Annotated in this window: 13 protein-coding genes; 9 read left to right on the plus strand and 4 right to left on the minus strand. The window is 56.5% G+C overall.

Going from position 1 to position 14,975, the window contains the following annotated elements; genetic code table 11:
• Window positions 1-126: 126 nt before the first annotated feature.
• From HKX44_RS10070 to HKX44_RS10085, 4 genes are all read right to left on the minus strand, one after another.
• The gene (locus HKX44_RS10070; protein ID WP_276151197.1) at window positions 127-564 is read right to left on the minus strand and encodes a universal stress protein; all 438 of its coding nucleotides are present in this window, start codon (window positions 562-564) and stop codon (window positions 127-129) included.
• Window positions 561-3,167, minus strand: a complete 2,607-nt coding sequence (locus tag HKX44_RS10075; RefSeq protein ID WP_276151198.1) for a TRAP transporter permease — start codon at window positions 3,165-3,167, stop codon at window positions 561-563. The genes HKX44_RS10070 and HKX44_RS10075 overlap by 4 nt, the downstream gene beginning before the upstream one ends.
• Window positions 3,168-3,271: 104 nt before the next feature.
• The gene (locus tag HKX44_RS10080; RefSeq protein WP_276151199.1) at window positions 3,272-4,240 is read right to left on the minus strand and encodes a TAXI family TRAP transporter solute-binding subunit; all 969 of its coding nucleotides are present in this window, start codon (window positions 4,238-4,240) and stop codon (window positions 3,272-3,274) included.
• Window positions 4,241-4,268: 28 nt separating this feature from the next.
• Complete coding sequence (locus HKX44_RS10085; RefSeq protein ID WP_276151200.1) at window positions 4,269-5,162, minus strand: MurR/RpiR family transcriptional regulator; 894 nt, start codon at window positions 5,160-5,162, stop codon at window positions 4,269-4,271.
• Window positions 5,163-5,251: 89 nt separating this feature from the next.
• Here HKX44_RS10085 and HKX44_RS10090 point away from each other — a divergent pair, with 89 nt between their 5' ends.
• The 9 genes from HKX44_RS10090 (at window position 5,252) to tdh (ending at window position 14,923) form a co-directional block, all read left to right on the plus strand.
• Window positions 5,252-6,571 carry an aspartate aminotransferase family protein gene (locus tag HKX44_RS10090; protein WP_276151201.1) on the plus strand — a complete coding sequence of 440 codons (1,320 nt, stop codon included), beginning with the start codon at window positions 5,252-5,254 and terminating at the stop codon, window positions 6,569-6,571.
• Entirely contained in the window at window positions 6,568-7,356 is a 789-nt protein-coding gene (locus HKX44_RS10095; RefSeq protein WP_276153211.1) for a 3-keto-5-aminohexanoate cleavage protein, read from the plus strand. Before HKX44_RS10090 ends, HKX44_RS10095 begins: the two co-directional genes overlap by 4 nt.
• Before the next feature lie 168 nt (window positions 7,357-7,524).
• Window positions 7,525-7,974, plus strand: coding sequence for a ribose 5-phosphate isomerase B (rpiB, locus tag HKX44_RS10100; protein WP_276151203.1), 450 nt, complete (start codon window positions 7,525-7,527; stop codon window positions 7,972-7,974).
• Between the two features lie 508 nt (window positions 7,975-8,482).
• The gene (locus tag HKX44_RS10105; RefSeq protein WP_276151204.1) at window positions 8,483-11,059 is read left to right on the plus strand and encodes a PAS domain-containing sensor histidine kinase; all 2,577 of its coding nucleotides are present in this window, start codon (window positions 8,483-8,485) and stop codon (window positions 11,057-11,059) included.
• A gap of 83 nt (window positions 11,060-11,142) precedes the next feature.
• Entirely contained in the window at window positions 11,143-11,586 is a 444-nt protein-coding gene (locus tag HKX44_RS10110; RefSeq protein ID WP_276151205.1) for a MarR family transcriptional regulator, read from the plus strand.
• The gene (locus HKX44_RS10115; RefSeq protein WP_276151206.1) at window positions 11,573-11,956 is read left to right on the plus strand and encodes a response regulator; all 384 of its coding nucleotides are present in this window, start codon (window positions 11,573-11,575) and stop codon (window positions 11,954-11,956) included. The genes HKX44_RS10110 and HKX44_RS10115 overlap by 14 nt, the downstream gene beginning before the upstream one ends.
• Before the next feature lie 81 nt (window positions 11,957-12,037).
• A complete protein-coding gene (locus tag HKX44_RS10120) occupies window positions 12,038-12,598 on the plus strand; it encodes an XRE family transcriptional regulator (protein WP_276151889.1) in 561 nt (186 codons plus the stop codon).
• Between the two features lie 97 nt (window positions 12,599-12,695).
• Window positions 12,696-13,883, plus strand: a complete 1,188-nt coding sequence (locus tag HKX44_RS10125) for a glycine C-acetyltransferase (protein WP_276151207.1) — start codon at window positions 12,696-12,698, stop codon at window positions 13,881-13,883.
• The gene (gene tdh, locus HKX44_RS10130; RefSeq protein WP_276151208.1) at window positions 13,880-14,923 is read left to right on the plus strand and encodes an L-threonine 3-dehydrogenase; all 1,044 of its coding nucleotides are present in this window, start codon (window positions 13,880-13,882) and stop codon (window positions 14,921-14,923) included. Before HKX44_RS10125 ends, tdh begins: the two co-directional genes overlap by 4 nt.
• Window positions 14,924-14,975 lie beyond the last annotated feature (52 nt).

Raw genomic sequence — 14,975 nt, forward strand, 5'->3', positions numbered from 1 at the left:
GGGACCGTGCTGAAGTCGGCGGATGATACGCATGTTCAGCTTGTGCCCTCCGTTGTTCATATGTGACCGTTGTGCCCGAAGTTAGGCAGCTGGCGTAAATTGGTCAAGCTTAATGCACCCCGTCTGTCAGGACGGGCGCACCACATAGACCGAGCAACTGGCATGGCGCACCACCCGCGCCGCATTCGGCCCCAACAAATAGTCCGACAATTCTGCTTTCTGCGCGCCCACAACAATCAAGGCGGCATCAATCTTTTTAGCAAGCTTCAGGACTTCTTCATAGGCCCGACCGGTGGCAATCACATGTCGAACCTTGGCATTCTGATCCGCGTCCAACGCCTTGGTGATCAGCGCATGCAATTGCTTTTTGGCCTCTTCCTCCAACTGTTCGTGATGGTCCTTGCTAAAGAAGGTACCTACCGAACTCATCCCGAAATCCGGCACCACAGCGATCACATCAAGCTGGGCACCATCGAGTGCCGCCAGCTGTGCGGCCCGGCGGATCACCGGCAGGTCCTCTTCCCCATGGCTGACGTCGACAGCGCATAAAACCGAAGTATTCATGATGGTTCTCCTGTGCGTGACATGCGTGCCCGCTGCAAAAAGGCAATCAGCAGCAGGAAGACCAGCGCCGGAATGAACATCAGCTCTTTCGGCATCTGGTTTGAAGGTGCCTTAACCGATGCAATCTGCACCGGATCGTCACCATAAAAGTCGAAACTGGACAGGCTATCGGCAAAAGGCGAACCAAACGAGGGTTCGTCCATTTTCACCGCGCCGTCTTCTTCCAGCAACAACAAGCCCGAGGCGGCCAGACGGTCCTCAGCCGATCCGGCACCCACAGGCAGCACCAGAGTGGTTTCCTTGATCTCTGATGTGTCAAAGTCCGGGCCGGAAACGATCAGTCGAATTTCATCCCCTTCCGTCGCATTCCCCAAGGCGGTGGTGAACGCGGCTGGCGCAACCTGTTCAAAGGGCGGCTGTATCCGGTCCATCACAAAGTCAGGACGGAACAGCATAAAGGCGATTAGCACCAGTGCCACGCTTTCGTAGATGCGGCTCTTGGTCAGGAACCAGCCCATCGTGCCCGCAGTGAACACAAGGATCGCAATCGACGCGGTGACGAAAACAAGGATCCCCTGCAGCCACCCGACATCTATCAACAACAGATCGGTGTTGAAGATGAACACAAACGGCAGGGCGACGGTGCGCAGCGAATAGAAGAATGCCACAAAACCGGTCTTGATTGCGTCGCCGCCAGAGACCGCCGCCGCCGCAAAGCTGGCCAACCCTACAGGGGGCGTTACATCGGCCATGATCCCAAAGTAGAACACGAACAGATGCACCGCGATCAGGGGCACAATCAGGCCCGATTGCGCGCCCAGTTCCACCACAACGCCCGCCATCAAAGACGACACAACAATATAGTTGGCAGTGGTCGGCAGCCCCATGCCAAGGATCAGGGACAACAGCCCCACCATCACCAGCATCAGGATCAAATTGCCGCCTGACAGGAATTCAACCAGATCGGCCATGACCTGTCCGACACCGGTCAGGGTAACCGTGCCGACAATGACACCGGCCGTCGCCGTGGCCAAACCGATCCCGATCATGTTGCGCGCGCCGTCAATCAGCCCTTGGATCAAATCGGCAACGCCCACGACAAAGGCATTTGCCATATCACTCTCGCCGCGGAAAATCGACTTGAGCGGACGCTGGGTCAGCAGGATCACAAACAGCAACATCGTGGCCCAGAAGGCAGACAAACCGGGTGATTTCTGTTCGATCATCAGGAAGTAGACCAGCACCACAATCGGCAGCAGGAAGTAGAGACCGGATTTGTAGATTTCACCAACAACCGGCAGCTCGACTTCCTCGGCATTGGGATCATCCGGTTCCAGATCCGGCACGCTGGAGGCCAAAAAGAGCAACCCGACATAGGTGGCGAAGATCAGCAATGACATGACCAGTGCAGAGGCACCCGGCATCGCGGCCACAACCCAGCCAACCGGGTATTGCACCCCGTAACACAGAGCCGCGAAACCGACAAAGAATGCCGCCATGCCGCCAATGGTCTTGCCCATCGACACAACGCGGTTGCCCAGAGTTGGCATGTTGTTCTTCACCGCTTCAAGGTGAACAATATAGACCAGCGCGATGTAGGAAATTGTCGCCGGCAGGAAGGCGTGGGTGATCACCTCGACATAAGAAATACCGACATATTCCACCATCAGGAACGCCGCAGCCCCCATGACCGGCGGCATGATCTGCCCGTTAACAGAGGAAGCAACCTCTACCGCGCCCGCTTTTTCCGAGGAGAAGCCAACCCGCTTCATCAGCGGAATGGTGAATGTACCCGTGGTGACAACGTTCGCAATGGAAGAGCCAGAGATCAGGCCAGTCGCCGCAGAGCCGACAACCGCAGCCTTGGCTGGCCCCCCTTTGAGGTGCCCCAAGGCGCCAAAGGCCATTTTGATAAAGTAATTGCCCGCGCCCGCCTTATCGAGAAGCGCACCGAACAACACAAAGAGGAATACGAATTTCGTGGAAACGCCCAGCGCAATGCCGAACACCCCTTCGGAGGTGATCCACATATGGCTCATCGCTTTCTTCAGCGACGCACCTTTCCAGCGGATGACATCGGGTACGATTTCGGAAGATCCGAAGAACACATAGGCCAGAAAAATCGTGGCAATGATTGCCATGGCTGGCCCAAGAGCGCGGCGCGCGCCCTCGAACAGGATCAGCAGCCCGGCCAATGCGAACCACTTATCCATGTCATCAGCCAGCCCGCCGGCGTCAACGATCTTTTGGTAGAAAAAGAACCCGTACATGGCGATGAAAGCACCGACCAAACCAAGGAGCCAGTCCGCAATCGGAATATAGGTGCGAGGGCTCGACTTGAACGCGGGGTAGGCCATGAAGGCTAGAAAGACGGCAAAAGCCAGGTGAATCTGTCGCGAATTGTTAATCACATCCCCCGGCAGCACATAGTTGGCCAAAGGCGAGGCAAGCACCACCTGAAACAGCGACCACACAACCGCAACAATGGCCAGTAACGTACCGACCGAACCGGCCGGATCACGGGCACCTGAATCAGAAGAAGCAACAAGGTCCTGTAGTTCTTCTTCGGTCAGCGCACGGTTTTCGGATGTCTTATTCACCATGTCCTAATTTCCCCCTGGATTTGCAGTTGAGACTGCATTTTTATGTTTTCGGGTCGTAATGGAGGGGCGGAAATACGCCGCCCCTCCGGTCAGTAAAGCTTGGCTTAGTCAATCAGACCAGCTTCTTTGTAGTACTTCATCGCGCCTGCATGAAGAGGTGCAGAAAGACCAGCTGTTGCCATCTCTTTGGGATCAAGGTTGGCGAATGCCGGGTGCAGTTTTTTGAAGTCGTCCATGTTTTCCATCACGGATTTCACAACAGTATAAACCGCCTCTTCAGACACATCAGCAGAGGTGACAAAAGTTGCGCCCACACCGAATGTGGCGGTCTCGTTGTCGTTGCCACGGTACATGCCGCCGGGGATTTTGGCCGAACGGTAGAACGGGTTGTCGGCAATCAGCTTGTCAACTTCTTCACCGCTTACGGTAACCAGAACAGAGTCACAGGCTGTTGTTGCTTCCTGAATGGAACCGGACGGGTGACCAACAGTGTAAACCATCGCGTCGATCTGGTTGTCACACAGGGCTGCAGATTGCTCAGCGGCTTTCAGCTCTGTTGCCAGTGCGAAATCATCCGTGGTCCAACCTTTGGCTTCCAACAGAACTTCCATCGTGCCGCGCTGACCGGAGCCCGGGTTGCCGATGTTCACACGCTTGCCTTTGAGATCGTCAAAGCTGGCGATGCCGGCATCGGCACGGGCCACAACGGTGAAGGGTTCAGGGTGAACAGAGAACACTGCCCGCAGCCCTTCGAAAGCGCCGGCTTCTTCGAACTTCGACGTACCGTTGAACGCGTGATACTGCCAGTCGGACTGGGCCACACCAAATTCCAGCTCGCCTTCGCGGATGGTGTTGATGTTATAGACCGATCCGCCTGTGGATTCTACAGAACAGCGGATGCCGTGGTCTTTGCGGCCTTTGTTTACCAGACGGCAGATCGCGCCACCTGTTGGATAGTAAACACCGGTTACGCCACCGGTGCCAATGGTGATGAACTCTTCGGCATAAGCCGCTGGCGCCATCATAACACCGACAGCCATTGCTGCGAGTGATCGTTTAAGGTTCTTTGACATCAGTTTCTCCATGTTTGATGTGGTGTTTTCAACCGGCCCAGATTTCACTGAGACGACGATTTCTAAGTTCGACTTCGGCGATGCGGTCCATTGCACGCGCACCGGCCCTGCCCGCAAGCATACCAACAAGTACCTCGCACAAAACGACAGTTGCGGCATAAGAAGAGAAGAAATGTTGGCTGTCTGTCGGAACAATAAAATGTGCCGAAGCATGAACCAACGCGGGACAGGTATGGGTGTCGGTGATCACAATCACAAAGGCCCCAGCGTCATGGGCCTCGCGGGCGGCGTTGATCGCATTGCTGGCAAACGGCGGCTTGGTCATGACAATCATCACGTCCTGATCCGACATGCCAACCAGACCACTGGCCAAAGACGCCCCCATCCGGCTGGCCATTGACCAGTTGTCGGTAATGAAGCTGGCCATATAGGTCATGTATTCCGCGATGCCCGTCGACCCCAGCGCCCCCACAACCAGAACATTGCGGGCGGCATGAAGCCTTTCCACACAGGTTTCCAGCATAACGCGGTCGATACCAGTATCGAGCTTTTGCAAATTCGAGGCACATTCCAGCAGGTGTTCGGTCAGGAATTCCTGATCGCCACTGCCATGGCGTTGCTGAAGTGCCTCAACGCGATGCGAGAACGAATTTCCCCGATGCTCGATGCCTAAACGCAAAACATCGCGCAGGTCTTCATAGCTGTCATACCCCAATGCCGTCGACATGCGGGAAAACGTGGCAGGTGAAAGGTTTGCATCTTTGGACAGGGCACGCAGGCTGCGCGTTGCGACATCAATCGGATTGGCCACTACAAAATCCGCAGCTTCTTTCAGCTTGGTACTCAGCGACGCATACTTGCCGGAAAGCTGCTGCTCGAATGACGATTGCAATTCTGGACACCCCCCCGGGAAATCTTCCATCCACCGAATGTTTCATCTGTTTCATATCTTGTCAACATCAGAATCATCTGTTTCATTGGCCGCAATCTGGACATCAAAGGAAAAGCCGCATGTCCCATGTCTTTCCAAGACACACGAAATCGATTCTGCCCACCGCCGTTCGCGGCGCGGGTGTGTACCTGTTTGACCGCGAAGGCAAACAGTATTTTGACGGCTCTGGCGGGGCTGCGGTGTCCTGCCTTGGGCATGGTGATCAGGACGTCATCGCCGCCATAAAAGCGCAGGTTGATAACATCGCCTACGCACACACCAGCTTCTTTACATCCGACCCCGCCGAACAGCTGGCAGACAAACTTATCAGCCATGCACCGGACGGCATCGACCGCGTCTATTTCGTCTCTGGCGGATCGGAAGCCATGGAAGCCGCGCTTAAACTGGCGCGTCAGTATTTTGTCGAAACCGGCCAGACCCAGCGGCGGCATGTGATTGCCCGCAAACAAAGCTATCACGGAAATACTCTGGGCGCTCTGGCGACCGGTGGCAATGAATGGCGCCGCGCCCCTTTTGCCCCTTTGATGGTCGAGACCACGCATATCTCGCCTTGCTTTGAGTACCGCGGGAAAACCGCCGAGGAAACAACGCTTGAATATGGCCAGCGCGTCGCCAACGAACTTGAAACGGAAATCCAGCGCCTTGGTGCCGATACGGTTATTGCCTTCGTCGCGGAACCTGTTGTTGGGGCAACCGCCGGTGCGGTGCCCGCGGTGCAAGGGTATTTCAAGCGGGTCCGCGAGATTTGCGATCAATATGGCGTGCTGCTGATCCTTGACGAGGTGATGTGCGGCATGGGGCGTACCGGCACCCTGTTTGCCAGCGAACAGGAAGGGATCAGCCCTGATATTGTCGCTGTCGCCAAAGGGCTGGGTGCCGGATACCAGCCCATCGGTGCAATGCTGTGTTCCGCAGAGATATACAGTGCCATCGAAGACGGCAGCGGGTTTTTCCAGCATGGCCACACCTATGTCGGCCACCCTACCGCCTGCGCCGCATCGCTTGCGGTTCTGACCAAGTTAACAGATGGCGGGCTGGTCCGGCGCTGTGCCGAGATGGGCGGGAAGCTACAGGATGCCTTGCAACAGGCCTTTGGACAGCACCCCAACATTGGCGACATACGCGGCCGTGGTCTGTTTCGCGGCATCGAGATTGTCGAGGACCGCGCACACAAACGCCCCTTTGATCCAGCGCGCGCCATTCACAAAGCGCTCAAGAAAGAGACCTTTGCCGCCGGTCTGGCCTGCTATCCGATGGGTGGCACGGTCGACGGGATAAACGGCGATCACATCCTGCTGGCCCCGCCCTTCATCATGGAGGATCACCATATCGACGAAGTGGTTACCAAACTGGGCATCGCGATTGCGAAAGTGCTATGAGAAGATTGCCAAAACTGATGGTTGCCCCCAACGGCGCACGCAAAACCAAGGCAGACCACCCCGCACTGCCGCTTACGCTGGACGAGATGGTTGCAACGGCAATTGCCTGCCACGCGGCGGGGGCGGATGGTTTGCACTTGCATCTGCGCGACCGGAACGGCGGTCATGTGCTGGATGCAGGAATGTACCGGGAGGCCCTTGATGGGTTGCGCGCGGTTGTACCGGACATGCTGCTTCAGATCACATCGGAAGCCGTTGGAATTTACGGACCAGATGCGCAACGCAAGGTGATTGAACAGGCCCAACCCGAAGCAGCCTCGGTATCGTTGGCGGAAATGCTGGCGGACGGGAACCGAAACGAAGCCATTGCTTTCTATCACCGCTGCCGTGACGCGGATATTGCCGTGCAACATATCCTTTATGGGCCCAAAGACCTGCTTGCGATGTCGGATTTGCTCGATACGGGCAGCCTCGACCGCGAGGCCCTTCAGCTGATCTTTGTCCTTGGGCGTTACACAGAGGGGCAACAAAGCACCCCCGCCGATCTAGTCCCCTTTGTCGCATGGATGAAGCAAAACTGTCCCTCCGCCCAATGGGCGGTCTGTGCCTTTGGCAAACGCGAGACCGATTGCATGGCAGCAGCGCTGGCGCATGGGGGCCGAATGCGGGTCGGCTTTGAAAACTCGTTCTGGAATGCAGACGGCTCAATCGCGGCCTCAAATGCTGAACGGGTGAAAGAGGTCTATGCTTTGGCACAACGGATCGAGATCACAGGCACAAACTGAGCCACTGAACAGCTCGACCAGCAGCCCTTCTACGGCAAGATTTGCGCGCGCAGTCGGTGTTAGGCACTCGCATCGCCCCGCACCTCATGGTATCGGAGGCGCAGCAAACGGGCCGACGCTGCCCCTCTGCCATTTACGGCCATCTGCTTAAGAAATGGAACGATCCCCATGACCGCAAACAAACGCATTGTCCTGTCCAGCGACCATGCCGCCATCGAACTGCGCCAGACCATCGCCAACCACATTGCTGCGCTGGGTTGGGAGGCCGTGGATATCGGCCCGACCACCCCCGAAAGCACGCATTACCCCAAACACGGGGCCGCCGCCGCCCAGCGCGTGGCATCCGGCGATTGCCAGCTTGGCATTATCCTGTGCGGCACAGGTCAAGGCATTATGATGGCTGCAAACAAGGTGAAAGGCATCCGCTGCGGTGTTTGCACTGACACGTTCTCTGCCCGCATGATCCGCCAACATAACGACGCCAACATGCTGTCCATCGGTGTGCGCGTCGTCGGCGAAGGAGTGGCGCTTGATATCGTTGATGCGTTTCTGAATGCACAATTCGAGGGTGACCGCCATGCCCTGCGCGTAGACATGATCACAGAAATGGAAGACTAATCCACAGCCTGGCGAACACGGGCCGGGCAGAGCTTTCAAAGGCGGTCGAATAACGGGACCTTCCCGGAACCGTTATTTCGATCCATTTTTGTAAGGACGTCAATTTCCCGGGCCACTGCAGCTAGACTTTTCTCGATATTGCCCAATTCGGCGTTTGTATCTGAATTCGCTGATTTCTCTACGGCAGACAAAAAATGTCGCAGTCCGTTCAGTACATCATGCGTTTCAGCGAGTGCATCTAGACCAGGTTTATTCATTTTTTCCCCGACAATATTTCGAACCGATATGATTGCCACTAGCAACGAATTTTCATCAAATCAATACAATTCTTTCAATGGATTAGCACTGACAGTACAAAACACCTGCAGGAAACCGGCATAAAAATTACCGTTTTTTCAGGCCGCGAAGGATGCCCAAAATTCAACCTTTGCAATCTTTTTCTTTCCCAACACAACCTTGGCACTATGTTTGTCTGCAATTGGTATGTTGTGGTTTAGGAAACGATTGAATGGTTATCCCCATCCTGCAAAACGCAGCTCTTCTCGCTTTTGCGGCAATTGCTGCTTATGCGGTTTTCTCAAATGTAACGCCGGATTGCAATAAACTGCGGTGTCAGGTCGCTATTGGGCTGGTTATGGGGCTGACGATATTTTTGATTTCAGCAACCCCAAATAACCTTGAATGGCATCAAATTCCGTTGGACGCGAGGGCCGGCGTTCTTGTCTATTCTGGCTATCTTGGTGGTCCTATCGGAGCGCTGATCGCTACCGCTTGCGGCGCGATGGCGGGCAATGGCATCAACGGGAGCGAGCTTTGGTCCGGTATGGTATCTCTCAGTTTGCTCGCCTTATTCGGGGCCGCCATCGCCAAGGTAACGCCAACGCCAGCTTGGCCAAAGACTCCGCTGGCAGGGAAACTCTGGCTGATCACAGGTGCCGCTGTCTTGTCTCTGGCCCCCACACAGCTTGCGAGCTGGGCAGATGCAACACAGGGGAACCTCCCTTTCGCCGCGACGGCCTTGCCGCTGATGGCGGCGGGCGCAGCTTCGACCCTTTTTATGGGTTCAGCAATTCATCTGACATTTGCCATCAGTCGCCTAGCACCTAACGACACGGAACCATCGCAGAGACTTAGACTGGTGGCTAAAGCGAAAAATCTGGGCACCTTCGAACGCAACGTGAAAGAGGATAGCGTAACATTCGACACAAGGGTTTGCCAAATCCTTGGGCTTCCCGAGAACCAGCGCAAGATGACACTTGAGCGATGGGTATCATTCGTTCTCAAAGAAGACGTACAGACCAAGATCAGGGCCCTGGAGCGCGCCTTGCATGGCGGCTCACCGAATGAACCGACGGTGTTCCGGATCGTCAGAAACGACGGTAAGGTCAGGCATATTCGCGCCTATTGGACGACCAAACCCAAAGATGGCAGGCCAACCGAAAAGATCGTTGGCATCTATGAGGACATCACCGACGCTGTTGAAGCGGAACGCACCAAAGTGGTTGCGGAAACGCGACTGGACACGGCAGTGCGTATCGCCGGTATCGGGTTCTATACTTTCAGTACGGACACCGGAGAATGCAGTTTTTGCTCCGATCAACACGCCAGACAATTGGGTTTGACGCCAGAGGAGTTCAAAGAATGGGCCAATCGACGAGAACCCAGCCTGGACCACGTACATGAGGACGATCGCCAAACCATTCTTGACGCAATCAAACGGATCAATCAGGGACAATCGCAAACCTTTGAATATCGTGCATTTCACAAGAACGGCGATCTTCGTTATATTCGCCAGATCGAGGAACCGACCCGCGACGAAACCGGTAGGATTGTCGCCCACACCGGAACCAGTCTGGACCTGACCGATCTGCGCAAAGCCGAGATGCGCCTGCGCCAATCCCAAAGGATTGAGGCGATAGGCACACTAACCGGCGGCATCGCCCATGATTTCAACAACCTGCTTGCCATCATCCTTGGCAATCTTGAGCTGTGGCTCGAAACGGGCAAGGATGAGGAAGGCAGAAAACTGGTTTCGACGGCCTATAGTGCCGCGATACGGGGTGCCGACCTGACAAAGAGCCTGCTCAGCTTCTCCCGCCGCGCACCGCTTCATCCCATACGCCTGAACCTGAACCGCCTCTGCGAAAGCACGCTGGACTGGACGACCGGCGTTCTGCCGGCAAACATCTCGGTGGAAGTGGCGCTGTTTGGCGATCTTTGGGGCATAGAAGTCGATGCAGTCTCTGCCGAAAACGCAATCATCAATCTTGTTCTGAATGCCCGTGATGCGATGCCGGACGGGGGAACCGTCAGGGTTGAAACCACGAATGAGGAAATCCGTGCCGACCAAGCCCCCTATGCCGACCCCGATGTCCCGCCGGGCCGGTATGTTGTTCTGACCATCGCCGATACTGGTCACGGGATTGAGCCGGACAAGATCAAGCATGTGTTCGAACCCTTTTTCACAGACAAACCGCGCGGCAAAGGATCCGGGTTGGGCCTGTCGATGGTGCAGGGATTTATGGAGCAATCTGGCGGCACGATCCGGCTCAGCTCTACACCGGGCAAAGGCACCACATTCAGACTGTACTTCAAAGCAGCAAAAGCAAAAGCACCGCATCCCGTGATACCACCCATCGCCTCCCACGCGGCCACGGGGACAGGCACAACCATTCTGGTCGCTGAAGATGAACCGGATGTCCGGGCGGTCATCACAAAATTTCTGGAAAGCGCCGGATATTCGGTCCTCAGCGCTGCAAATGGAGAGGATGCCCTTGAGGCGTTCCATTCCGCCGAAACTGTCGATCTTCTGTTGTCTGACGCGGTGATGCCTGGCACCTTACAAGGCCGATCCCTGATCAAAGCACTCCGAACCGTCCAGCCGGATTTACCCTGCATTATTCTGTCAGGTTATGCCGCTGGACAGACCAGCCCCCGTGTGACAACGCGCGCGCCGGAGACGCCTGCATCGCAAATCAAAATGCCGGACATTCATCTGGCGAAACCGGTCAGCCGGACCGATTTGCTTAGGGCCGTGTCAGGCGCGCTGAAATTGCGCCACCGAACAGCGGGGGCATACAGTTGAAAACCCTTGAACTTTTCAGTAGAACTCCGCCTCATTGCTGCAATATGTGGAATACTGAAGCACATAGGGGACTGCGTGCGCGCATGACACATGACATTGACGAGAAAAAACTGATCGCCTCTGTTGTGTTGTTGGAACGGTTTGTCCGCGACATCTATCAGGCAAAACACTCCTCCGAAATCCAGCCGCTGCAATGGTCCATTCTGCGCTATCTTGACCGCATGCCGGTGGACCGCTGCGAAGCACGCTGGATCGCGCAGTTCCTGGGCCTGACCCGCGCTCCGGTAACCCGCGCGACGGCAACCCTTGAGCGCCGCGGTTTTGTCACACAGAATCCCAATGGGCAGGACGGCAGAACCAAATCAATCGCGCTGACCCCGCGGGGCCGCGCTGCCCTTTCTGATGATCCGATACGCGCCGCTGCAAGACATATTTCCGCCCTGCCCCCAGACGAACAGGCCCAGTTCATCAAATCCATCCGCTCCATTGCCCTCAGCTCAGAGACGTCGCGCGATGACACAGAATAAGAAAATCCTATTGGTCGAGGACGATCCCGACATGCGCGAGATGATCTCGGCGTTTCTATCTTCCGGTCCCTACGATATTGTCCTTGCCGGCTCTGTTCCTGCCGCGCTGAAGCGTCTGTCGCAGGAAGGGCCATTCGATCTGGCGGTGCTTGACTTTTGGCTGGGTCGGGAGAACTCCATTTCCATCCTCGACATGATCCGATCGAATAATCAGGACACGCCAGTCATTGTCATTTCAGGTGGTCATCACCGCATGGACCTTGAGGCCACCGCAGCGATTTCTGAAATAAGTGGCGCGGTGGTCTTCCTGCAAAAGCCCTTTCAGAAATCGACCCTGCTGGACGCCGTTGCAACAGCATTAGCCCCGTAAGGCGACGTTCCACGGCCAGAGGCCGACAGCCGCCTGCGTTTCCACCTTGCAGCACCTAAAGGCTTTTCGGTATCCTCCGTTATTATGGAAAACACCGACGCAATACTATCACTTCTCCCCACCCGTTTGAAAGACGCCCGCCGCGCCAAGGGGCTTTCCCTTGATGCGGTTGCGAAACTGTCGGGCGTGTCACGCAGCATGGTCAGCCAGATCGAACGCGGTGAATCCTCTCCGACGATCTCTACTCTGTGGAACCTGACCAAAGCCCTTCAGGTTGATTTTGCAGGGCTTTTGGAGGACGGGCAGGAAAGCAGGATCGAGGTGCTGCGCGGGGACGGCGTGCCGACAATCGAAAACCACGGTGCTGGCTGTTCAATTCGCATCCTTTCGCCCCCCGAAGAAGCAGGGCGGCATGAAGTCTACGACCTTCGGTTCTCGGAAAACGGGGTGCTGGACAGCCTGCCCCACGCCCAAGGCGCGCGCGAGCATCTCACCGTGATCGAAGGCAGCCTGACCGTCACAAGCGGCGACGCCGTTGAGCAGTTGGCGCAGGGCGACACCGCGCGATACCCCGCCGACGTGGCCCACCGGATCACGGCAAACGGTCCGGCACGCGGATTCCTAGTCGTAAACGGAGCTTAGCAAAAATCCACCATCACGGATGTGCGTCCAGTTTTGCGCATATCCGCTATTGCGGAAACTTTTCCAACATGTAAAATCCTTCAAAACGGAGGATTCCATGACCGCTGCATTTCTGACCCATATGAACGAGACGCTGGCGCAGATCGACGCCGAGAAAATGACCAAGACCGAGCGGTTGATCACCTCGGCACAGGCGGGGCATGTCACCGCCAACGGCAAACCGGTGATAAACCTTTGTGCTAACAACTATCTTGGCCTTGCCGACCATCCCGACCTGATCAGCGCGGCCAAAGGGGCAATGGACGACAAGGGGTTTGGCATGGCCTCTGTGCGGTTCATCTGCGGCACACAAGATCTGCACCGCGCGCTGGAAACCCGAATTGCGGATTTTCTTGGCAAAGATGACTCGATCCTATTCGCCGCCTGCTTTGACGCCAACGGCGGGCTGTTCGAGCCGCTTTTGGGGCCGCAAGACGCGATTATCTCTGATGCGCTGAACCATGCGTCGATCATTGACGGCATCCGTTTGTGCAAAGCCAAACGCTATCGCTATGCCAATTCCGACATGGACGACCTTGAAACCCAGCTGAAGACCGCAAAGGCGGATGGTGCAAGGTTCATCATGATCGCAACGGATGGCGTGTTCAGCATGGATGGCTACCTTGCCAATCTGCCAGAGATTACCAAACTTGCCGAAACCTATGACGCTTTGGTGATGGTTGACGACTGTCATTCAACGGGCTTTATGGGGCCAAAAGGCGCGGGCACACCGGCGCATTTTGGCGTTGATGTCGACATCCTGACCGGCACCCTGGGCAAGGCTCTGGGCGGCGCTGTTGGGGGGTATATCGCCGGCCCGCAGCCGGTAATTGACCTGCTGCGCCAGCGCGCGCGCCCCTATCTGTTCTCCAATTCCCTGCCCCCCGCCATCGTGGCCGCCGGGATCGAAGCCATCCGGTTGGTTGAACAGGGCGACGCCCTGCGCGACCAGCTGTTTAATAACGCGGCCTACTGGCGGAACGGGCTAGGTGCCCTCGGGTTTGACCTCCTGCCCGGTGAACACCCGATCATCCCTGTGATGCTGGGCGAGGCGCATCTGGCACAGGAAATGGCGGCACGCCTGTTTGAGGAAGGCGTCTATGTCAGCGGCTTTTTCTTTCCGGTGGTGCCCCGTGGTCAGGCCCGCATCCGCACCCAGATGAATGCCGCACTAAGCTTTGACGATCTGGACCGCGCGTTGGATGCTTTTGCAGTCGCGGGCAAAGCCGTGGGTGTCCTGAAATGACCAATGAAATGAACGCATTGGTCAAGGCCCACCCCCGCGAAGGCCTTTGGTTGCAAACCGCGCCTGTGCCGGACATCGGACAGGATGATGTGCTGATCCGCATCAACAAGACCGGCATCTGCGGCACGGACATCCACATCTGGAACTGGGACGCATGGGCGCAGAAAACCGTGCCTGTGCCCCTGATCACCGGACATGAATTCGCAGGTGAAATTGTCGAGATCGGGCGCAATGTCCAAGGCCTGCACCTTGGACAACGATGCAGCGGCGAGGGCCATTTGATCGGCAAACAATCCCGCCAAAGCCGTGGTGGCAAATTCCACCTTGATCCCGAAACCCGCGGCATTGGGGTGAACGAACAGGGCGCGTTTGCTGAATATTTGCGCCTGCCCGCGTTCAATGTGGTGCCCCTGCCCGACGACATCAGCGATGACATCGGTGCCATTCTTGATCCGCTGGGCAATGCCGTCCACACCGCGCTGTCATTCGATCTGTTGGGCGAAGACGTATTGATTACCGGCGCGGGTCCGATCGGGATCATGGCGGCAGCGGTCGCGCGCCACGCTGGGGCACGCAATGTGGTCATCACTGACATCAACCAGAACCGGCTGGATCTGGCGGCCAAAGTCGCGGATGTGACACCGGTGAACGTGGCCAAGGACGATCTGGCGGATGTACAGGCACGGTTGAAAATCAAACAAGGGTTTGACGTTGGCCTGGAAATGTCCGGCAATCAGGCGGCGATGGATCAGATGGTCGAGGCCATGGTGATGGGCGGACGCATTGGTTTGCTGGGCATCCCCCCGGGCAAGAGCCCGGTTGATTGGAGCCGGATTGTGTTCAAGGCCATCACCGTCAAGGGCATCTACGGGCGCGAAATTTTCGAAACCTGGTACAAGATGATCGCCATGTTGCAAAACGGGTTGGACGTGTCCGGCGTAATCACCCATCGCTTTGCCCTTGCCGATTTCGAGGACGGGTTTGCCGCGATGAAGTCAGGACAGTCCGGTAAGGTGGTGCTGGACTGGCGCAAATCATAGAGGACTGCCTGCCGATTTTCCCGCTCGGGTATTATTGTGAGGTCGGTCCACT

The sequence above is a fragment of the Sulfitobacter sp. M05 genome (genome assembly GCF_029285175.1).
Classification (GTDB): domain Bacteria; phylum Pseudomonadota; class Alphaproteobacteria; order Rhodobacterales; family Rhodobacteraceae; genus Sulfitobacter.